Here is a 20,177-nt window from a genome sequence, read left to right on the forward strand (position 1 = left end):
TCATAAAAAATCCCTCACTTCGGATCATGTGTCTCACACTCCATTTTCAGGTTGTCAGACTCATTATCCATTAATTTGAGGGATTTTTAATACGTTGATATAAGGGATTTTAACAGCGTTGATTACAATCAGTCTTAAACTGTTCAGTGCTACCAGAAGAGTTGCCCCCATATCGGACATAATAGCTATCCATAGGGTGAGCCAGCCCGGGATGACCAAGAGTAATGCAATCGCTTTGATACTGATAGCGAACGCGATGTTCACTTTGATAATATTTAGGGATTTTCGGCTCAATTTTATCGTAAACGGTAGTTTGCTCAAATCGTCGCCCATCAGGGCGACATCTGCTGTTTCCAAAGCGGTATCCGTTCCAGCACCACCCATGGCAATTCCAACAGTAGAGGCAGCGAGTGCCGGAGCGTCATTTACGCCGTCCCCGACCATCGCGACATTGTCGTACTCAGCTCGCAAGCGTTTAATGACATTTAATTTATCCTCTGGCATCAATTCTGCCTGGATTTCGTTGACGCCAACTTGCTGGCCGATAGCTTTGCCTGTCCCTTTGTTGTCACCCGTCAGCATAATTGTCTTTTTAATACCCATATCATGTAGTTTCCGGATGATTTCTTTGCTGGATTCCCGGACTTCGTCGGCTACGGCGATAACCGCCAATATGCTTTGTTTCGTTCCGATAATCATCGAAGTCTTACCTTGCTGTTGCAGAGCCGTTACGGTTTGGTCCAGATTATTATCAATACTTTCAACACCTAGCTCGTTAAAGAGAAGCGGGCTTCCGATAAAGTAGGTGGTGCCGTCTATCGTTCCTTTAATGCCTTTTCCTGTGATGGAAGAGAAGTCCTCAACTCTGATAGAGGTGTAAGGTATGTTTTCCTCGTCCGCTTTTTTCATGATGGCAGAGGCCAACGGATGCTGAGAACGATATTCCAATGCCGTCACGATAGAAAGCAGTTCTCTCTCGTTTACCTGCTTGTTCGTGATTTTAAAGTCTGTGACGACAGGTACACCTTTGGTCAGGGTACCGTTTTTGTCAAATGCAATAGCTTTCAGCGCGCCCATTTCTTCCAGGTATACGCCGCCTTTAATCAAGACCCCTTTTTTGGCAGCATTACCGATGGCGGAAACAATCGAAATCGGCGTCGAAATGACTAAGGCACACGGGCAACCCACTATTAGAACCGCCAATCCTTGATAGACCCAGGTTTCCCAGCTGGCATCTCACGTGCGGCCTATTACAAATGGTTGAACCGCACCGTATCGGTGCGTCAAGAAGAGAACGAGAAGCTCCTGGAGGACATTCGTCTACTCTATGACCAGGCGAACCGTACATACGGCTACCGTCGGGTCACGATGACAATCAATCGGCTACGCAGGCAACAAGGTCTGTCCACGTTCAATGAAAAGCAAGTCTATCGCCTGATGCATATCCATGGGATCCAATCGATCATCCGCGGGAAGCGGAAGAGACATAAGAAGTCGATGCCACAGCATGTGGCCGAGAACCTGATGAACCGAGAATTCGGTGCGTCTCGGCCGGACGAGAAATGGTGCACCGACGTCACCGAGTTCAAATATGGTACCGGGAAGAAGGCGTATCTGAGCGCGATCATCGACCTGTACGACGGATCGATCGTCGCCTATCGTATCGGAAGGTCCAACAACAACGGGATCGTCTTCCAGACGATGATGCCAGCCATCGCGGGGCTCCGTCCAGGAGCGCGTCCGATGATCCATAGTGACCGAGGGCTCCAATATACCTCGAGAGGGTTCAAACGTATGGTGAAAGACGCAGGACTAATCGGCAACATGTCCTGAGTTGGTCGTTGTCTCGACAACGCCCCGATCGAGAGTTTTTGGGGCACTTTGAAAGTCGAGATGTACTACTTGCGTGAGTTCCAGGTCTATAGCGAACTCACGTCGGCCATCGAGACCTACATATCGTTCTACAACCATGGTCTACTCTAGAAACGACTAAACGGCTTGAGCCCTGTCGAATACAGGTCTCAAGCCGTTTAGATTGGTTTTCATTATTTGCCCTGTCTACTTGACGGGGAGCGGTTCAAATCGCAAAGGGCGATTTGGTTTGTCAATAGCCTGACTAATCGGGCGAATGGTGTTTTTGTGTTCAAAAATGAGACCATACCCTTATTCTTCTCCCGATTTTTTTGAAGTTTTCCCACCGTCTGCTTGCATGTTTTACGCGGTCTATATCCAATTGCTTGAATCTTATCGAATGTATAGGTCACTTTTTACTTGATAATTGGGAGCAATGATTTTCTTTTTTTGCGGCAATGGCTAATCTTACACGGGAATTGCGATTGTCTACATTCTGTTTTATGGCGTGGTAGACTTCTCCGTCTATGCCTTGTAATAAAACTATGTAAATCATTTCTAATAAATTATCGGTATGGACCTAAGGAACGGAGTCATCAAGGTGAACCCATGTCACATTGTCGAAGTTCAGCATGCGTTTAATGTGATCGCCACCCCATAAGAATTCGTTTCTGCACAGATGGCACCAAACCTTAGAACGACAATAGGTAGACCTTTGTCATTATAAGCGGATAGGGTTTGTTCAGAAAGGATTTTAGTGGAGATATGTTTCTGGGTGGTCATATGCGAGGGTGTAGACGTCAAGTTGATTTTGACACTTTTTGCTCGTTTGCCTTTTACACTTCTGCCGAAAACAATGATTTTCGGTTCCTCATCCGATGACTGTCGTCATCACTATGTATGATTTCGACGCGATGGAGTAAGCGGTCCAGTATCGCAGTCGTGATGCCCTGGTCTCCGATCAATTCGCCCCATTGATCGGGGCTTTTGTTCGAGGTCAGGATGATCGAGCTGCGCTCATAAAGGTGGTTGACGAGATGGAAGAAGAGATTGGCTTCTCGTTGGCCCATCGCCATGTACATCAGGTCATCGATGATGACCAGGTCCGAATCTCGCAACCTTTTTAACTGGATCTTCGACTTGCTTGAGAACTCTTCACTTTTTAATAGTTGGACGAGTTCGCCCATCGTGACGAAGTATACCTTGAACCCGTGGTTGACCGCCTCGATTCCCAGCCCCACAGCCAAAAACGTCTTTCCGACGCCCGGAGGGCCCAAGAGGATCAGGTTGTACTGTTGTTCGAGCCAGTTGAGTTGTTTCAACTGCTTCAGCTGTCGGGCGGTTAGTGCGGTCTGTTCCACTAAATTGAACTCCGAGAGGGATTTGATGAACGGGAATCGGGCCCACTTCATTCGTCTTTCCAAACTTTTAGCGTCTCGTTTTGCGCGTTCATGGTTCGTGATGGCACTTAGAAATTCGATATACGTCCAGGAGGCCATTTCGGCCTCTCTCAAAATCTGTGGGAGGGCGTCAGCCGTCTCGGCGAGACGAAGCTGCCGAAAGTCCTGTTGTAACTCGGAAACGCTTTGACTCATTTTGCCGTCACCCCTTTCAGGATGTCGGTGTAGGCTTGGATCGGCCTCGTTGCGACCTGTATCCCGGATTTCTTCGGACGTTCGGTATCGGGTTTTGTATCACACCCATCGTCCGCGAGGATCGCGAGATAGTGGACCACGTCCCGGAAATCGTTGGCGCTGAACAGACTCTCTTGCGAACACTTTTCCAGTGCTATCGTTAAGTGATTAGGATACATGGTCGCGACGTCCCTAATGATGTTGAACTGGTCACGTCGGTATCTCGGGTAACGCTTTGAGAGCTACCCAGATAATCGGACGCCGCCCCTCTGTCCTCGAAATAGGTGAGGACCTGTTGCTTCAGTTCTTCGATTCCTTTGGAACGATCCCGAAGGTGGTCACGGCTTTGAATCAGTTTTCCGCTCTCTTTGCTGACCCGGTGGTCTGCGATCACTTCTCCCTCGGGAGATTCGCGAATCAATAACCGTTCCTGTTCGGTCACCTCGAGGAACACCACCTTCTTCTTGACCGATGAGTAGGTCCCGATTGGGACGGTGTAACGGTTTGAGCGATAACGGATTGTGTTGTCCTTGCTGACGTTCCTTGCTATACTTTCGGTACGGATACTTTCGAAAGAGAGTAGCGATAAGACCGGTTGTAAGTGTTGTTTTTCGACGGAGAACACTTCAGCTGGTCTTTTTTTCGTTGTCTGATGGACGTTATGATTTCCAGTCCTCTCCAACCATCTCATGGAACGGTGGTTCCAATCCTCGATATGCCGGTACACTCGGCTGTCCGCAAAGTTCCGTTTGATGTACTTCACGACGTTCTCGATCATACCCTTCGACTCCGGGTCGGCCCTGCGACATAAATGAATCTTGAACTTCCGTTCGTTCACGTAGGCTTGAAACTCATTGGTCAATAGGACGTCACCTGCGTTCTCGTTGATTGCGATGAGGTGATCCTGGTCGTAGACGATTTCAGAAGGGCGCCCACCATAAAATTGGAACGCATTTTCGTGGCAGTGAATGGTGTCCTTGGTGGTGAACGGTCGTTCTCTCCATTCGGCATATTTCATCCGAGAGTGCGTAAGTAAGAACGCGATGAAATAAAGCTTTATCATTTTTCCATCTTTAGTCCGTTGTCTGGTCTCACCCCAGTCCACCTGTATTTGCTTGCCCATCGGTTGTTCTGGGATGGCCTCGTAATGGCGGACGACCCTTTTCTTTTCGATCTGATAGATTTCTCGGATTTCATTCACGTATGTCCTGACCGTGCTCGATCCGACCGACAGGTCGGGATATCTTTCAAGTAACCAGTCATGTACTTGTGCGCTGCTCAAATGCAGATACTCCTCCAACCATGCAATGATCCAGTCTCGGTAGGCATCGAGCTTCTTCTTTCGTGAACAGGCTTTCTCGTCAAATTCATGTAGGGCATCTTCATATGTCATCTTCAGGTACTTATATACCGTCGGTCTCGATATTTTTAGTGCTGTGCGATTTGAGCCACTTTCATGTTTTGCTGATACATTTGATGAATCTTGATATGTAACACTAACTTTTCCTCCAAATCCATTCCCTCCAGATAAAATAGCCTCAACTACTCTATCGGAGTTCTGTTCTGATTTTTCGGCAATAGTGTAAAATCGTATCGAGCAAAAACTGTCAATTTTATTCTAGCGTTCACAGAGGGATGAAGAATCGTCTAGGTATAGTGAACTCGAGACATAATTTCACTAGGAAAGACACTCTTTTTTGAATGAAGATTGTCTGAGCTTGTTCACGAGTTGATGCGACGTCATCGTCATCTTTTCCATGACATGAAGTAAAGTTGAGAAAAAACAAGGTCGATTTCGTGGAAACAGATAGCGCTTTCGTTATAATGAAAGACGAATCGATATAAATAGAGGTGAGACATAATGAAACAGAATAAACTATTGGTCATCGCGACGCTCTTCGCGGTCGCCTTGGTGGCCGTCGTGGTCGTCCTGATGAATCAACCGACCGAACAAGCCGAGACGGCGGCACCGGCGACGACAGAACACGTGTCGACGGAAGGCCAGCCGACGCTCGGCGATGCGGACGCACCCGTCTCGGTCGTGGAGTTCGGGGATTATAAATGCCCGTCTTGTAAACAGTGGGGCGAAACGGTCTATCCGAAGTTGAAGGAAGACTATATCGACACCGGAAAAATCAGTTTCAGCTACATCAACGTCCTGTTCCACGGACAAGAGTCGATTTTGGCATCGCTCGCTTCAGAGTCGGTGTATGAACAAGACCCGGACGCGTTCTGGGATTTCCATAAGGCGCTCTACGACGCGCAACCGGCGAGTCAGCAGCACGACGAGGCATGGGTCACGGTCGAGCGGTTGACAGAGATTGCGAGCGAGACGACATCGGTCGACGTGGCGAAGCTCGAGGACGATTTGAGTGAAAACTCGACGGTGCTCGAACAGGTGAGTCTCGATGACGGGCTTGTCAAAGAGCACGGTGTCCAGTTCACGCCATCGATCATGATTAACGGCGTCATGCTCGAAGACCCGTTCGACTACGAGACGATTGAGCGATTGATTGAGCAAGGCACGCCATGAAGCATTCATTCTTGACCCGTTATGGTCTGTATCTCGCTTGGCTCGTCGCCCTCACGGCGACGCTCGGCAGCCTTTATTTCAGCGAGATTCGCGAGTTCGTGCCATGTGAGCTCTGCTGGATTCAACGCATCTTTATGTATCCGCTCGTCATCTTGCTCGGGGTCGCCGTGTTCACGGACGACCGAGCGGTGAAGAAGTATGTATTGCCGCTCTCCATCCTCGGAGGTCTGGTTTCACTGTACCATTATTTGGTTCAAAAAGTACCCGGTTTCGCCGATATCAAGCCGTGCGTGCAAGGCGTACCGTGCAACGTGCAATACATCAACTGGTTCGGGTTCGTCACGATCCCGTTCCTTGCCTTGACGGCATTTACTTTGATCACGCTCCTCGTCTGGCGCGTGAGACGCAACTGACAATGAAGGAGATGGAACGTGTGAAGAAATGGATGCTCATTGGCTTGATTAGCCTGATGGCGGTGCTCGCCGCGTGCAGCAATGAAATTGAAGACCCGCTCAATTGGGAGATCGAGTCGTTCAATTATATGAATCAAAATGAAGAGATGGTCAGTCTCGATGATTTGAAAGGGAAGGTATGGATGGCCGACTTCGTGTTCACAAACTGTGAGACGGTCTGTCCACCGATGACGTACAACATGACGAAACTCAATGAAGCGCTCGTCGAGGAAGGCGTCGAAGACGTCCAATTCGTGTCGTTCAGCGTCGACCCGACCGTCGATACGCCGGACAAGATTCAAGCGTTCATGGCTGATTACGACTTGGCGAAAGCCGATTGGCAATTCTTGACGGGCTATTCGCAAGAAGAGATTGAGGCGTTTGCGCAACAAAACTTCAAAGCGCTCGTCCGCAAACCGTCAGAAGGCACCCAAGTGGATCACGCGACGTGGTTCTATCTCGTCGATCAGGACGGGAAAATCATCAAGGCGTATCAAGGATTCCAAGACGTGCCGATCGAGGACATCGTCAACGACATCAAGATTTTACAGAACTCTTAAGACGGCCCGTGCTGTCTCAGATTGTAGACATCACATTGTCTGCAGTCTTTTTTATTTGCCCGACCGGGCACAGTTCGCTTTTCTGAGGACAAACAGGGAGCCGCATCGAGACATTGTCGCTGCTGGACCTCCCTTTGCTTGCTGATCCCCTGGAAGTCTCGCCGTGCCCTTGGTCGGTCCACGCATCAATCCTTTTTTTCGTAACGTCATCGCTTTTTTATAATGAGGGACATAGAAACAGTTATGTAGGAGAATCGAATGATCAGGAAATCAACAAAATCGGAAAACCAACCGAACTCAATTGGAGATAGTAACGTTCGACGAACTCGTGCCAGCGAACCAACTGTTACGGAAAATCGAGACACGCATTTACAAAACGATGGTCGAATTTTTTGATTGTGAACGGAGATTTTTATAATAACAATACAATTACCACAAACGGGGACGCGAGCATCGGACTAAATCAAGCGGCATCCGTAAATTTTAGTGTATCTTCAACAACTGACTATTGTACGTATATTTATTTGGATGGATATACTTTTTTTAAAATTATGACATTCTGTGATTAAATATAATTCAATAGTTTCAAAGTGGAAGTTGTAAATCGTACCATTATTTATATTAGATGAATTATAAAATTAAGTGCAATACCCCAACGTGAACGCAAAAAAAGCCCATAGCGGCGGCCTAGTGTAGAATGAAGTTACGACGCAAACATTCAGACGGAGGAGTCGCCATGAGCTATACCCATCTTACCACAACCGAGCGCGTGGAAATAGAGACCTATCTGGGGCTTGGGCGGCAGTCCTCGACCGTCTCGCGGGAGATCAGACGGAACCCCGGGTAAAAATCGGAACGTGCACAGGAACGCTATGCGAGGGCGAAAGAGAACTGTGGCGCTAAGACGAAGCTCGACGACATGATGCGTCTGACGATCATCGAGAAACTGCGGGCGACCTGGTCCCCGGAACAGATCGTCGGGCGCATCAACGTCGGGCTGACCGTCTCGGACCGGCCGCGGGAGGTCGGAGGCTTGCGTCGCGACGTTCATCGAGCGCAAGGACCGGTTCTACCTCGTCCTACCAATCGCGAACCGCAGTGCGGCCTCGATTTTGGAGGTGATCAACACGTTCCATGGCGTCTTCCCAGAGGGGTACATTCATGACGGCGACGACGGACTGAGGCAAGGCGTTCAGCTGTTACGAGCGCATCCGGTCCTCACTTGGCATGCCACTTTATTTCGCCGACCCTTATTCATCACGGTAGCAGGGGAGCGATGTGAACCTCAACAGTCTTCTCCGCTAGTTCTTCCCGAAGGGTTTAAACTTCTCATAGGTCAGTGATGACGAACTAGCAGACGCACTCGCCAAGATTAATGCTAACCAGCATTTACTTACTGAAAAATTAAAATGGAATGTGAGGGAAGATTATAACTGCTACTAAGAATGTGAAACTAATAGTGGCTTTTTTCTCATTTAATAAGAAGGAATGAGAAGGGCAATAAATACAGACCTATCGTGGTCAAAAACAATAAAAATAATCCGGGATAAAAATAATTATCAACTGAACCAATAGGAATACTTAAGATGCTAAATGTACTGTTTGAAAACATACCTAATTTTTCAAGAAGGATATTACTTGTTAATCCTACGCATATAAGCAATAAAGATGAATAAAAAAGGTATTTATTATTAATCAAATCCAAAAAAATCCTAAAATTTGTTTATTAAAAGAAAATAATGTTCTAATATTATTCTGTAAGAAAGAAATAGAGGCTATTTGCTTCTTTAATACTTATTATAACTCAAAAGCAGAGGAATAAAATGAAAAAAATTTCCACTTTAACTTTAGCAACTTTACTTTCTGCTAATCTATTTATCCCATCAGTTGGCGCTGAAGAAAATGTAAACTACTTTATTGATAGCTTGAGTGAATTTTCACAAGAAAGTAAAGAAATAATGGATAAGAAAAAAGCTAGCAAAACTAATCAAAAGTTGACTAAAATAAACAACTCTAAATCTTTCAGTTATTCTGTACTCTCATCAAATGAAGGTTTACTTCCAGAAGAATTAACATTAATTAAAAATACTAGCCCAGAAGTTCTTAATCAATATAACGAATTGTTAGAAGAGGAAATCTCTGTTTTTTCTATCGCTGATGATGAAAATTTAGGAGGGAATTCTAAAGTGACGTATACACTTCCTAAAACTGGAGCAGAAATTACAGTGGTGACATCAAACGAATTAGTTGAATTGGCAAAAACTCCTCAAAATAAAGCTACTGTTCAAAGTCTTCAATTAACACGAAGTTTTGGTACATATTCTTATAAAATTGCATATAGTATCCGTGCGTTATTGTACCCTGATTCTACTTGTGGTCTTGTGACTACCTATACCACAAGATCTGATGGCTTAAGATTAACTGGGCACAGTACTAGTGGGACGTCGAGTATTTTTCCGACAGCAATCAAAGCTTCTTCGCAAGCAATTGATTCACGTGCTGAAAAAATCGGATACGATATTAACGCTATGGGATTATACAACGTTACTGTCGGTGGCTATAACGGAATTGGATTAATGTCATTTGATATGTCAATAACAAGTAAAGTGAGATGGGATGCTTCTACGTCAACTGGACTTAAAGTTACTCAAACGTATTCGCAAGTAGGAGATAAGTCTCGTTAAGCAGTATAATAAGTATTAAAAATATTTTTTAAGAAATGAAAACAATTTTCTAGAGGTACACCATTCTCCGGAATGGTGTTTTTGTTTGGTATCCATTTAGTAATTTCTTATCAATTTGAAACCGATTAAAGTAACAGCTTACTTTAATACAATGGTCATGGTATTATTTAATAAAATCATCGTTGTGTTAAAAGGAGGCTTATCATGTATACGATTGATGAGGCATTTGAAATCTTATCGAAGAACAAGCTCACAAGCCATAAGGAGACGGTCCGCAACTGGGTACGAAAAGGCGTGATCCAGGCAGAACCGCTCGAGTCACGTAAAAAAGGATATCGGATCAGTGAGGAGGCGCTCGAACAGTTCATCAAAGAACGGATGCCTGAAGGGTGGGAGCTGCATCCGGAGTCGGTGACAGGGGAAGCAAGGGATGTCATCAAGAATGAAGAAGAGGCCCCGTATCATGTTGAAGTCGATGTAGAAGCGATTAAAGAACGGGTCCGCGAGGAGATGTGGTATGAGCTTCTCGGTAAATTCGTCTTTGAAGACTATTTTGTCCTGAAGAAATCGGAGGTCAAGGCTGCCGTCGAGCATATGCGCTATTCAAAAGAGTTCGAAGCCGAGGTGTGGGAACGTTGCTCGGAGCACACGTGGGGCCACGCAACACCTCGAGTCCCGTACCTGCTCGATTACTTCATGTTCGAAGGAGAGCGGATTCCCTTCAATAAAGATTTCGGTGGAAGAGATGAGCAAATCATCCACGCGTTAATTGAGAAAATTCGGCTCGATAAAGTGAATCGAAAACGTAAATGAATATAAAAAGACATTCTCTTAGAAATGGAGAATGTCTTTTTTACAATCATCATTGTTTTAATTTTTGGGTTGAAATCATTCCCCGACCATCCCGTCATTGTCGTTATCACGCATATAAGGATAAAGCCAATGGTCGCTCATTATCGGCATCGTGAAACCGGCGTCTTTCGCCTATTGAATCGTCACCTGACCGTCTCCATTCGTATCTCATCACCAGCAGGCTCGTTCGTGGCTGGGGATTCCAACTCACTTTCTGTGAGTGCCTCGTTCAACTCGTCCGGATTGACCTTGTCGAACGAGTCGGTAACCACATTTCTTTTGACCGTATATGTGTATTGGTAATGTGATGTAATATAAGTTTTCGTATCTAGATATGTGATGATCATTTTAAAGTCAATCGCGCCGCCGTCCTTACGGATAACATGTCACCTGTCGAGCTTACTGTATTCGACGCCTGAAACCTTAACGACCGTCTGACGTGACACGGATCAATTTACAATGCTCATTCGTGGACGCACAATACTCGCAATCCCCATATTTGATATCGACAGGTCCTTCTGTAATAGTCGCCGCACTTGATTCCGTGGTGCCCGGCTCGGACGTCTTGATGTTTTTCCTCTGTCGTAAGTATTTTTTCTGTGTTCTCTACTGTAGAGGAACTGCTCTATTGGGAACATCAGGAAAATAAAGGTATAGCTTGAGGTGCGGCTGAGTAAGTGAAATTCATTTCCTTTCTCTTTGAATGAATAGTTTCAGTATTACCAATTCTTTTATTTATCTGACTGTGAATCCAAGTTGTTTGAGACTCGTGTATATCCAATTTCATCATTAAGGACCTCTGTTCGTTTGCTTACTCATCAAATATAAAAAACGAACATTGATAAAAAGATGAGTTAATGGACAATTAAGACAAAATGAAAAGGACTATTTAAAGCCCTTTTCATTTTTTGTGAAAAGATAAACAAATATGTCTTTCTAACGTTCGTTAACGGGAATTACTATTAGAAAAATCATTTTATGTTTTTCATTCAAATATTCACTTGAATATTGACCAAGGAAAGGTATATACTATATTCAAGTGAACACTTGAATATCAATGGGGTGATAATGTGAATAAGAAAGATACTTGTGAAATTTTTTGTTATGACGAGGAAAAGGTCAATCGAATACAAGGTGATTTAAAAACAATCGATATTGTTAGTGTTGCCCAAATGTTAAAAGCAATTGCGGATGAAAATAGGGCAAAGATTACCTATGCTTTGTGTCAAGATGAAGAGTTATGTGTGTGTGATATAGCAAATATTATTGGTATTACGGTGGCAAATGCTTCTCATCATTTAAGGACCCTTCATAAGCAGGGGATTGTAAGATATAGAAAAGAAGGAAAACTAGCGTTTTATTCGTTAGACGATGAACATATTAGACAAATAATGATGATTGTACTAGAACATAAGAAAGAAGTGAATGTCAATGTCTGATCAAAAGGCAATAACATCTGAACAAGAAATGAAGGCCTATCGTGTACAAGGTTTTACTTGCGCAAACTGCGCGGGTAAATTCGAAAAAAATGTAAAACAGCTATCTGGAGTTGAGGATGCAAAAGTAAATTTTGGTGCATCTAAAATTGTTGTTTATGGTAATGCAACGATAGAAGAACTAGAAAAAGCAGGTGCATTTGAGAATCTCAAAGTGACACCTGAAAAATCTGCTCGCCAAGCATCACAAGAGGTAAAAGAAGATACGAAAGAAGATAAAGTGCCATTTTATAAAAAGCACAGTACGCTGCTCTTTGCGTCCTTATTGATTGCGTTCGGTTACCTGTCCCAGAGTGTGAATGGGGAAGAGAACCTCGTTACTACATTATTATTTTTAGCATCCATGTTGATCGGAGGATTATCGCTTTTCAAAGTCGGTTTGCAAAACTTGTTTCGCTTTGAGTTTGACATGAAAACCCTTATGACAGTGGCTGTTATAGGTGGCGCTATCATTGGGGAATGGGGAGAAGTGGCCATTGTTGTCATTCTCTTTGCGATTAGTGAAGCTCTTGAACGATTCTCTATGGATAAAGCAAGACAATCCATTCGTTCATTAATGGATATTGCACCAAAAGAGGCACTCGTTAGACGAAATGGGCAAGAAATGATGATCCATGTGGATGACATTGCCATTGGTGATATTATGATCGTGAAACCCGGCCAGAAGATTGCCATGGACGGGACTGTAGTAAGCGGCTATTCGGCTGTTAACCAGGCGGCCATTACGGGCGAGTCTGTTCCTGTTGCGAAAACGGTTGATGATGAAGTGTTTGCAGGTACTTTAAATGAAGAAGGCTTGCTTGAGGTAAAAATAACTAAGCTGGTAGAAGACACAACGATTGCAAAAATTATTCATCTTGTAGAGGAAGCACAGGGAGAACGTGCCCCATCTCAAGCATTTGTCGAAAAATTCGCGAAATATTATACGCCAGTCATTATGGTCATTGCAGCTTTAGTCGCTATAGTCCCTCCATTATTCTTTGATGGCAGTTGGGAAACATGGATTTATCAAGGATTAGCTGTTCTTGTTGTCGGCTGTCCTTGTGCATTGGTTATTTCCACTCCGATTTCCATTGTTTCAGCAATCGGGAATGCAGCGAAAAAGGGCGTTCTTATAAAAGGCGGTATTTATCTAGAAGAAATGGGTGCCTTAAAGGCCATTGCATTTGATAAAACGGGCACACTAACAAAAGGTGTCCCAGTGGTAACTGATTTTAATGTGTTGAACAAGCAGGCAAATGAAAAAGAATTGCTGTCCATCATTACTGCATTAGAATATCGTTCCCAGCATCCTCTTGCTTCAGCCATTATGAAAAAAGCAGAAGCGGAGAACATTAATTATTCTGACGTACAGGTAGAGGATTTCTCTTCTATCACAGGAAAGGGTATAAAGGGTATCGTAAACGGGACGACTTATTACATCGGTAGCCCGAAACTCTTTAAGGAATTATTGACTAATGATTTCGATAAAGACTTAGAGCAAAATGTTACTACTCTTCAAAACCAAGGCAAGACAGCTATGGTGGTCGGAACTGAAAAAGAAATACTTGCTGTGATTGCGGTAGCGGATGAAGTACGTGAATCAAGTAAAGACGTTATTCAGAAATTGCATCAACTTGGCATCAAAAAGACCATTATGCTTACAGGCGATAACCAAGGTACCGCGAATGCGATCGGCGGCCATGTTGGCGTATCGGATATTCAGGCAGAACTGATGCCAGAGGACAAATTAAACTATATTAAACAATTGAGATCCGAGTACGGAAAAGTAGCCATGATTGGAGATGGTGTCAATGATGCCCCTGCGTTAGCAGCTTCTACCGTTGGGATTGCAATGGGTGGAGCTGGTACAGATACAGCACTGGAAACGGCAGACGTTGCTTTAATGGGAGATGATTTAAGAAAACTTCCATTCACTGTGAAACTAAGCCGTAAATCCCTAAATATCATCAAAGCTAACATCACCTTTGCAATTGCCATTAAATTTATTGCCTTGCTATTGGTCATACCGGGCTGGTTAACACTTTGGATTGCCATCCTTTCAGACATGGGGGCAACTCTTCTGGTAGCGTTAAATAGTATGCGGCTTATGCGGGTCAAGGAATAAAAGGGAAAAGGGCTTTCTGGTTGTCTGGAAAGCCCTTTTTCTTACCATGTATAGAAATTTGGGGGTTAGTTACATTAAAAATGATTAAAAATGGGTATACGTTACAGGTTGGTTCACAGCAGTTTTAGGATTACATATTGCACGAAAACGGTTCTGTTTTTTCGTGAAAGACCGTTCGTTTATTTCATTCTGAAATCACCGGAGGAGGAAGCTAAAATGACAAAAGATGTCGATTTGTTAGTAATAGGAGCAGGATCTGGAGGTTATGTGGCGGCCATACGGGCGGCCCAGTTGGGGAAAAAAGTGGTTCTGGTAGATAAAGCAGAACTAGGGGGCGTTTGCCTTAACCGGGGGTGTATCCCATCAAAAGCTCTTATTAGTGCATCTGAGCGGGTAAAACATATTCAACACGCCAGTGCAATGGGCATCAAGGTTTCTGGTGAAGTTCAAGTAGATATGCCGGAAGTAGTAAAGTGGAAAGACGGCATCGTGAATAAGTTAACCAGCGGGGTTAAGACCTTACTGAAAGGCAATGGAGTAGAGGTAATCAGTGGAGAAGCCTATCTTACTAAACCCTATACGGCTAAAATCAAAATGAATAACGAAGAACAAGTATATTCCTACAAAGATTTAATCCTTGCGATAGGATCTTTGCCTTTCGAACTAAAAAGTATGCCATTTGATAAAGAAAGAATCATTTCTTCCACTGAGGCATTGGTGCTGCAGGAAGTACCAAAACATTTAGTTGTGGTAGGCGGTGGTTATATTGGTTTGGAGCTGGGCACTGCTTATGCCAAATTCGGATCAAAAGTGACCATTCTCGAAGGGTCCAACACGATTCTTCCAGGTACCGATCCTATGCTTACAAATGTGGTAAAACGGCATCTAAAAGAACTAGGTATCACAGTTGTAACCAATGCTCTGGTCCAAGGCGGAGAAAACACAGGGGATGAAGTAAAAGTTCGTGTACAGGTTGATGGCAAGGAAGAAGTGGTTAACGGAGATTATTGCTTAGTTTCTATAGGAAGAAAGCCGAACACAGGGAAAATTGGGTTGGAAAATATCGGAGTAGAATTAGACGAGCGTGGTTTTATTAAGATAAATGAGAAATGCCAGACAAACGTGGAGCATGTTTATGCAATAGGTGACTGTGCTGGCGGATACCTCCTTGCCCATAAAGCTAGCTACGAAGGAAAAGTAGCTGCAGAAGTGATTAGCGGACAAAACAGCATCATTGATTTTCAAGCCATGCCTTTTGTTATCTTCAGTGATCCTGAAGTTGCCTACACAGGATTAACAGAGAAAGAAGCAAAAGAACAGGGATACGAAACGGTTTCCAGCCGTTTTCCATTCCAAGCGAACGGAAGGGCATTATCTGTTTCAGATGCAGATGGCTTTGTGCAGATTGTAGCCGAGAAGAACAGCAAAAGGGTGTTAGGCGCACAGATGGTAGGACCAGAAGTATCGTCGCTTATTGCTGAAGCAGTTTTTGCCATTGAATCTGGAGCAACTGCCGAAGATCTAAGCCTTACAATCCATGCCCATCCAACGTTGCCTGAGCCATTGATGGAAGCGGCGGAAGGTGTGATGGGGCACGCCATTCACATGCTGAATAAAAAGAAATAATGTGAATGCAGCAGACCGGCACTTTTCATAAGTGCAGGTTAAACTTTTCATTTAATGGAGTGGGGGAATTAATGGACATTTTGTTTTACGTCCTAACTGCGGCTTTCGCAAATGTCCTGGGTGGCTTTGTGATCTTTCTTAAAAAAAATTGGTCTAGAAGGGGCTTAAATGGCTTAATGGCGCTGAGCGCCGGGATACTTTTCGCTATTGCGATTATGGATTTAATACCAGAAGCATTAGAAATTCAGGAATCCAGTGCCCTATATATTGTTATTGGATTTGGTTTGATCTTTTTGTTCCAGCAGTTTCTTGCACCCCATTTTCATTTCGGAGAAGAGACTCATAAACATTCTCATTCTCAAAGCACAACCTTTAGTGCTTTATTGGGCATGCTGGTTCACACGTTTTTTGATGGTGTCTCTATTGTAGCCAGTTTCAAAATAGACGAGAGAATAGGATTTGTTGTATTGATTGCTGTATTAATACATAAAATTCCGGATGGTTTAACGATTTCTTCCATCGTATTTGCAAGCTTTGAAAGCAAGAAGAAGGCGATAGGAGCATCTTTCTTATTGGGTCTATCAACGATAACAGGCGCGATCGCAGCCGTGTCTCTAACACAATTTTTTATGGTAGATAGCAGCATCCTCGCGATAGCTCTTTCCATTACAGCAGGAATATTTCTATACATATCTACCGTTGACTTGCTGCCTGTTGTTAGTGCCACTGAAGACAGAGTCGTTATTCTTTTCTTTTTTGTAGGGATATTGCTATATTTTGCTCTTCACTGGATAGGGGAGCTACTTCCCGTATATTTACACTAAGCAGGGGAGAACCTATTCATAACATTCAAACATACGTGTGAATGTTTTAATAACTTACCATGGAGTTGATAAAAGTGGCTTTGACTATTATTTCCGCAATTGGGGCTTTCTTAGTAACCAATATTGATGATATTTTTGTTTTGATGCTGCTGTTCTCTCAGGCAAATGCACAGGCTAGAGCGACTGGCGGTTTAAAGATGAACGCGCAGACAAAGAGTAACCGGATCTACCCTAAAGATATAGTCATTGGGCAATACTTAGGTTTTGCCTTGCTGGTTTTGATCAGTCTTTTGGGAACTTTTGGCGTCATGTTGATTCCAGAAAAATGGGTTGGATTGCTTGGTTTAATTCCGATCTATTTAGGGATTAAACTGTTTATTAAGGGTGAAGATGAAGATGAAGGTGCGATCCTCTCCAGTTTAAACTCAGGGAGATTTAACAAACTATTTATGAGTGTAGCCTTCATCACATTCGCTAATGGCGGGGACAATATCGGCATCTATGTGCCTTATTTTACAACTTTAAGTGTGAATGAACTGGTAATTACGGTTATTATCTTCTTTATAATGGTTGCTGTCTGGTGTTTTGTAGGATATCGTTTAGCTTCCTTCAGACATGTTTCTGAAGTTTTGGAGAAATACGGAAGATGGATTATCCCTATAGTCTTTGTTGGATTAGGGGTATACATCATGGCAGAGAACGAAACGTTTAGTGCCCTTTTGAGTTTAATAAATTATTAAAAAATAATCTGAACTGCCCCCCGTCAAGTAGACAGTGGAAATAATAAAAGTGATTTAAGCGGCTTTCGCTCTATATTCTTTAGGGCTGAGGCCGTTTAATCGTTTCTGGTATCTTTCGTGATTATAAAAATAGATGTACTCATTTATGGCAATGTTAAGTTCTTCAAAGGTCTGATACTTATGTAAATAATACTTTTCACATTTTAACGTGCCGAAAAAAGATTCCATTGGTCCATTATCAATACAGCGACCAACCCGTGACATACTTTGAGTCATTCCTGCCGCCTCTAATTTACGCTTGAACGCCTTAGAGGTGTATTGGAATCCACGATCACTATGAATCAGTGGGTGTTCTTGATGCAATCGTACGATTGCCTGGTCAAGCGTTTTAAATACCAGTTGATTATTATGGGTCTTCGGAATATATAGTGGAATTACTTTCTTAATAGTTTAAAAACAACTGGTGTTTAAATCGGATTTTCTGGTGGGATGTTAGGATAATCAATAATATTATATAAAAGTATCAATCACATACGAGTGATACTTTGGGAAAAAAATAAAATAGTCCAATTTACTTGACCGTGTACTATGGTACACGGTTTATAATATTCATGGGGTGAAATAAGATGATTTATCGCATTAGTGAGTTTGCAGATAAATGTGGAGTTAATAAAGAAACGATCAGATATTACGAGCGAAAAAATTTATTACAAGAACCTCACCGAACGGAAGCTGGTTATCGGATATATTCATATGATGACGTTAAGCGTGTTGGGTTTATTAAACGAATACAGGAACTTGGTTTTTCTTTAAGCGAGATTTATAAATTACTTGGTGTTGTAGATAAAGATGAAGTTCGTTGTCAAGATATGTTCGAATTTGTTTCTAAAAAACAAAAGGAAGTGCAAAAACAAATAGAGGATTTAAAACGAATTGAAACTATGTTAGACGACTTAAAACAACGATGTCCAGATGAAAAGCAATTACATTCGTGTCCAATAATAGAAACATTAACATGAGAGATTAATTAACGAAAGGAGCTTTTTTATGAATAAATTTAAGGTAAACATTTCAGGAATGACTTGTACGGGTTGTGAAAAACACGTAGAATCAGCACTTGAAAAGATAGGTGCTAAAAATATTGAGTCTAGTTATCGTCGTGGTGAAGCAGTATTTGAACTGCCCGATGATATTGAGGTTGAAAGTGCAATAAAGGCGATTGATGAAGCAAATTACCAAGCCGGAGAAATTGAAGAAGTATCATCACTAGAAAACGTGGCGTTAATTAATGAAGACAATTATGACCTTCTTATTATTGGTTCTGGTGCTGCTGCCTTTTCTTCGGCAATTAAAGCTATAGAATACGGTGCAAAAGTTGGAATGATTGAGCGTGGAACGGTTGGGGGAACCTGTGTGAATATTGGCTGTGTTCCGTCAAAAACTCTTCTTAGGGCAGGGGAAATCAATCATTTATCAAAAGACAATCCGTTTATAGGTTTACAAACATCCGCTGGAGAAGTGGATTTAGCTAGTTTAATCACGCAAAAGGATAAATTGGTGAGCGAACTTCGGAATCAAAAATATATGGATTTAATTGATGAATATAATTTTGATTTAATTAAAGGTGAAGCAAAATTCGTTGATGCTAGTACGGTTGAGGTCAATGGGGCAAAGTTATCTGCAAAACGCTTTTTAATTGCAACAGGTGCATCGCCTTCGTTGCCCCAAATTTCAGGACTTGAAAAAATGGACTATTTAACTAGTACAACACTTCTTGAGTTAAAGAAAATACCAAAACGATTAACTGTAATTGGTTCAGGATACATTGGAATGGAGCTTGGACAACTATTTCATCATTTAGGTTCAGAAATAACGCTTATGCAAAGAAGTGAGCGACTTTTAAAGGAGTATGATCATGAGATTTCAGAGTCAGTTGAAAAAGCGTTAATTGAACAGGGTATAAACCTTGTCAAAGGGGCAACTTTTGAGCGTGTTGAACAAAGTGGAGAGATAAAAAGGGTTTACGTAACAGTAAATGGCAGTAGAGAAGTCATTGAATCAGATCAGTTACTTGTTGCCACTGGAAGAAAACCAAATACGGATTCTTTAAATTTAAGTGCAGCAGGTGTTGAAACTGGAAAAAATAATGAAATCCTGATCAATGATTTTGGTCAAACAAGTAATGAAAAGATTTATGCAGCAGGAGATGTGACTTTAGGACCACAATTTGTATATGTAGCAGCCTATGAAGGTGGAATTATTACTGATAATGCTATTGGTAGATTAAACAAAAAAATAGATTTATCGGTAGTTCCTGCTGTTACGTTTACGAATCCGACGGTTGCAACGGTTGGTTTAACAGAAGAACAAGCAAAAGAGAAAGGGTATGATGTGAAGACATCTGTATTACCTTTAGATGCTGTTCCAAGAGCAATTGTAAACCGTGAAACAACCGGTGTATTTAAACTAGTAGCAGATGCAGAAACACTAAAAGTATTAGGGGTTCATATTGTATCTGAGAATGCAGGAGATGTCATCTATGCAGCATCATTAGCTGTTAAATTTGGCTTAACGATAGAAGATTTAACAGAAACCCTAGCACCATATTTAACAATGGCTGAAGGGCTAAAATTAGCTGCACTTACGTTCGATAAAGATATTTCGAAATTATCTTGTTGTGCAGGCTAAGGGAACTTTTTTACAACTCCCTATTCAAGTGAACCAGCTAATGCTTTAAGGGATTTTCTAAGTGCATTTGTGGTCACAAAAATAATTTAACACTGATGATTTCGACATCAAATCTATAATTGATACCTTA

13 protein-coding genes and 5 pseudogenes are annotated in these 20,177 nt (G+C 42.7%); 13 read left to right on the forward strand and 5 right to left on the reverse strand.

Features of this window, described 5'->3' with window-relative positions; all coding sequences use genetic code 11:
- Window positions 1-63: 63 nt before the first annotated feature.
- A pseudogene (locus KNP80_RS09905) lies at window positions 64-1,236 on the reverse strand (heavy metal translocating P-type ATPase); the annotation flags it as partial.
- Between KNP80_RS09905 and KNP80_RS09910 the strand changes: the two are divergent.
- A pseudogene (locus KNP80_RS09910) lies at window positions 1,228-1,983 on the forward strand (IS3 family transposase); the annotation flags it as partial. The pseudogenes KNP80_RS09905 and KNP80_RS09910 sit on opposite strands and share 9 nt — an antisense overlap.
- A 704-nt stretch (window positions 1,984-2,687) precedes the next feature.
- Here the strand turns inward: KNP80_RS09910 and istB are convergent.
- Together istB and istA are read right to left on the reverse strand one after the other, a co-directional pair.
- Window positions 2,688-3,446: an IS21-like element helper ATPase IstB gene (istB, locus tag KNP80_RS09915; RefSeq protein ID WP_214689670.1), complete on the reverse strand. Its 759-nt coding sequence runs from the start codon at window positions 3,444-3,446 to the stop codon at window positions 2,688-2,690.
- Window positions 3,443-4,982, reverse strand: a pseudogene (gene istA, locus KNP80_RS09920) (IS21 family transposase). The gene istB and the pseudogene istA overlap by 4 nt, the downstream one beginning before the upstream one ends.
- A gap of 364 nt (window positions 4,983-5,346) precedes the next feature.
- Here istA and KNP80_RS09925 point away from each other — a divergent pair.
- From KNP80_RS09925 to KNP80_RS09945, 5 genes are all read left to right on the forward strand, one after another.
- A complete protein-coding gene (locus tag KNP80_RS09925) occupies window positions 5,347-6,018 on the forward strand; it encodes a DsbA family protein (RefSeq protein ID WP_214689672.1) in 672 nt (223 codons plus the stop codon).
- Window positions 6,015-6,431: a disulfide oxidoreductase gene (locus KNP80_RS09930; RefSeq protein ID WP_214704245.1), complete on the forward strand. Its 417-nt coding sequence runs from the start codon at window positions 6,015-6,017 to the stop codon at window positions 6,429-6,431. The genes KNP80_RS09925 and KNP80_RS09930 overlap by 4 nt, the downstream gene beginning before the upstream one ends.
- Before the next feature lie 11 nt (window positions 6,432-6,442).
- Entirely contained in the window at window positions 6,443-7,030 is a 588-nt protein-coding gene (locus tag KNP80_RS09935; RefSeq protein ID WP_214689690.1) for an SCO family protein, read from the forward strand.
- A gap of 1,823 nt (window positions 7,031-8,853) precedes the next feature.
- The gene (locus KNP80_RS09940; protein ID WP_214782782.1) at window positions 8,854-9,714 is read left to right on the forward strand and encodes a hypothetical protein; all 861 of its coding nucleotides are present in this window, start codon (window positions 8,854-8,856) and stop codon (window positions 9,712-9,714) included.
- A gap of 204 nt (window positions 9,715-9,918) precedes the next feature.
- Window positions 9,919-10,527, forward strand: coding sequence for a helix-turn-helix domain-containing protein (locus KNP80_RS09945; RefSeq protein ID WP_214689682.1), 609 nt, complete (start codon window positions 9,919-9,921; stop codon window positions 10,525-10,527).
- Between the two features lie 75 nt (window positions 10,528-10,602).
- Here the strand turns inward: KNP80_RS09945 and KNP80_RS15810 are convergent.
- Window positions 10,603-11,076: pseudogene (locus tag KNP80_RS15810) on the reverse strand (DNA/RNA non-specific endonuclease); the annotation flags it as partial.
- Window positions 11,077-11,636: 560 nt separating this feature from the next.
- Here KNP80_RS15810 and cadC point away from each other — a divergent pair.
- The 5 genes from cadC (at window position 11,637) to KNP80_RS09975 (ending at window position 17,359) form a co-directional block, all read left to right on the forward strand.
- Window positions 11,637-12,005, forward strand: coding sequence for a Cd(II)-sensing metalloregulatory transcriptional repressor CadC (cadC, locus tag KNP80_RS09955; RefSeq protein WP_003322301.1), 369 nt, complete (start codon window positions 11,637-11,639; stop codon window positions 12,003-12,005).
- On the forward strand, window positions 11,998-14,169 hold the full coding sequence (locus KNP80_RS09960; RefSeq protein ID WP_214704254.1) for a heavy metal translocating P-type ATPase: 2,172 nt from the start codon (window positions 11,998-12,000) through the stop codon (window positions 14,167-14,169). Before cadC ends, KNP80_RS09960 begins: the two co-directional genes overlap by 8 nt.
- Before the next feature lie 216 nt (window positions 14,170-14,385).
- Window positions 14,386-15,795: a dihydrolipoyl dehydrogenase gene (gene lpdA, locus KNP80_RS09965; protein ID WP_214834656.1), complete on the forward strand. Its 1,410-nt coding sequence runs from the start codon at window positions 14,386-14,388 to the stop codon at window positions 15,793-15,795.
- A 5-nt stretch (window positions 15,796-15,800) separates the two neighbouring features.
- Entirely contained in the window at window positions 15,801-16,619 is an 819-nt protein-coding gene (locus tag KNP80_RS09970) for a ZIP family metal transporter (protein ID WP_251024846.1), read from the forward strand.
- A gap of 59 nt (window positions 16,620-16,678) precedes the next feature.
- Window positions 16,679-17,359 (forward strand): CadD family cadmium resistance transporter, encoded by a 681-nt coding sequence (locus KNP80_RS09975; RefSeq protein ID WP_029336146.1) that lies wholly within the window; start codon window positions 16,679-16,681, stop codon window positions 17,357-17,359.
- 54 nt (window positions 17,360-17,413) lie between these two features.
- On the opposite strand, the pseudogene KNP80_RS09980 reads toward KNP80_RS09975, so the two are convergent.
- Window positions 17,414-17,797: pseudogene (locus tag KNP80_RS09980) on the reverse strand (transposase); the annotation flags it as partial.
- Window positions 17,798-17,985: 188 nt separating this feature from the next.
- On the opposite strand from KNP80_RS09980, the gene merR reads away from it, so the two are divergent.
- Window positions 17,986-18,378 carry a mercury resistance transcriptional regulator MerR gene (gene merR, locus KNP80_RS09985; RefSeq protein ID WP_001863748.1) on the forward strand — a complete coding sequence of 131 codons (393 nt, stop codon included), beginning with the start codon at window positions 17,986-17,988 and terminating at the stop codon, window positions 18,376-18,378.
- A 28-nt stretch (window positions 18,379-18,406) separates the two neighbouring features.
- Window positions 18,407-20,047: a mercury(II) reductase gene (gene merA, locus KNP80_RS09990; RefSeq protein ID WP_214720007.1), complete on the forward strand. Its 1,641-nt coding sequence runs from the start codon at window positions 18,407-18,409 to the stop codon at window positions 20,045-20,047.
- Window positions 20,048-20,177 lie beyond the last annotated feature (130 nt).

The organism is Exiguobacterium sp. E4787 (genome assembly GCF_018618375.1).
Classification (GTDB): Bacteria; Bacillota; Bacilli; order Exiguobacteriales; family Exiguobacteriaceae; genus Exiguobacterium; species Exiguobacterium chiriqhucha.

Coding starts and splice junctions, on each gene's coding strand:
- istB (WP_214689670.1), bottom strand. CDS start 3,446: ATGAGTCAAAGCGTTTCCGAGTTACAACAGGACTTTCGGCAGCTTCGT.
- KNP80_RS09925 (WP_214689672.1), top strand. CDS start 5,347: ATGAAACAGAATAAACTATTGGTCATCGCGACGCTCTTCGCGGTCGCC.
- KNP80_RS09930 (WP_214704245.1), top strand. CDS start 6,015: ATGAAGCATTCATTCTTGACCCGTTATGGTCTGTATCTCGCTTGGCTC.
- KNP80_RS09935 (WP_214689690.1), top strand. CDS start 6,443: ATGGAACGTGTGAAGAAATGGATGCTCATTGGCTTGATTAGCCTGATG.
- KNP80_RS09940 (WP_214782782.1), top strand. CDS start 8,854: ATGAAAAAAATTTCCACTTTAACTTTAGCAACTTTACTTTCTGCTAAT.
- KNP80_RS09945 (WP_214689682.1), top strand. CDS start 9,919: ATGTATACGATTGATGAGGCATTTGAAATCTTATCGAAGAACAAGCTC.
- KNP80_RS09960 (WP_214704254.1), top strand. CDS start 11,998: ATGTCTGATCAAAAGGCAATAACATCTGAACAAGAAATGAAGGCCTAT.
- lpdA (WP_214834656.1), top strand. CDS start 14,386: ATGACAAAAGATGTCGATTTGTTAGTAATAGGAGCAGGATCTGGAGGT.
- KNP80_RS09970 (WP_251024846.1), top strand. CDS start 15,801: ATGCAGCAGACCGGCACTTTTCATAAGTGCAGGTTAAACTTTTCATTT.
- KNP80_RS09975 (WP_029336146.1), top strand. CDS start 16,679: ATGGAGTTGATAAAAGTGGCTTTGACTATTATTTCCGCAATTGGGGCT.
- merR (WP_001863748.1), top strand. CDS start 17,986: ATGATTTATCGCATTAGTGAGTTTGCAGATAAATGTGGAGTTAATAAA.
- merA (WP_214720007.1), top strand. CDS start 18,407: ATGAATAAATTTAAGGTAAACATTTCAGGAATGACTTGTACGGGTTGT.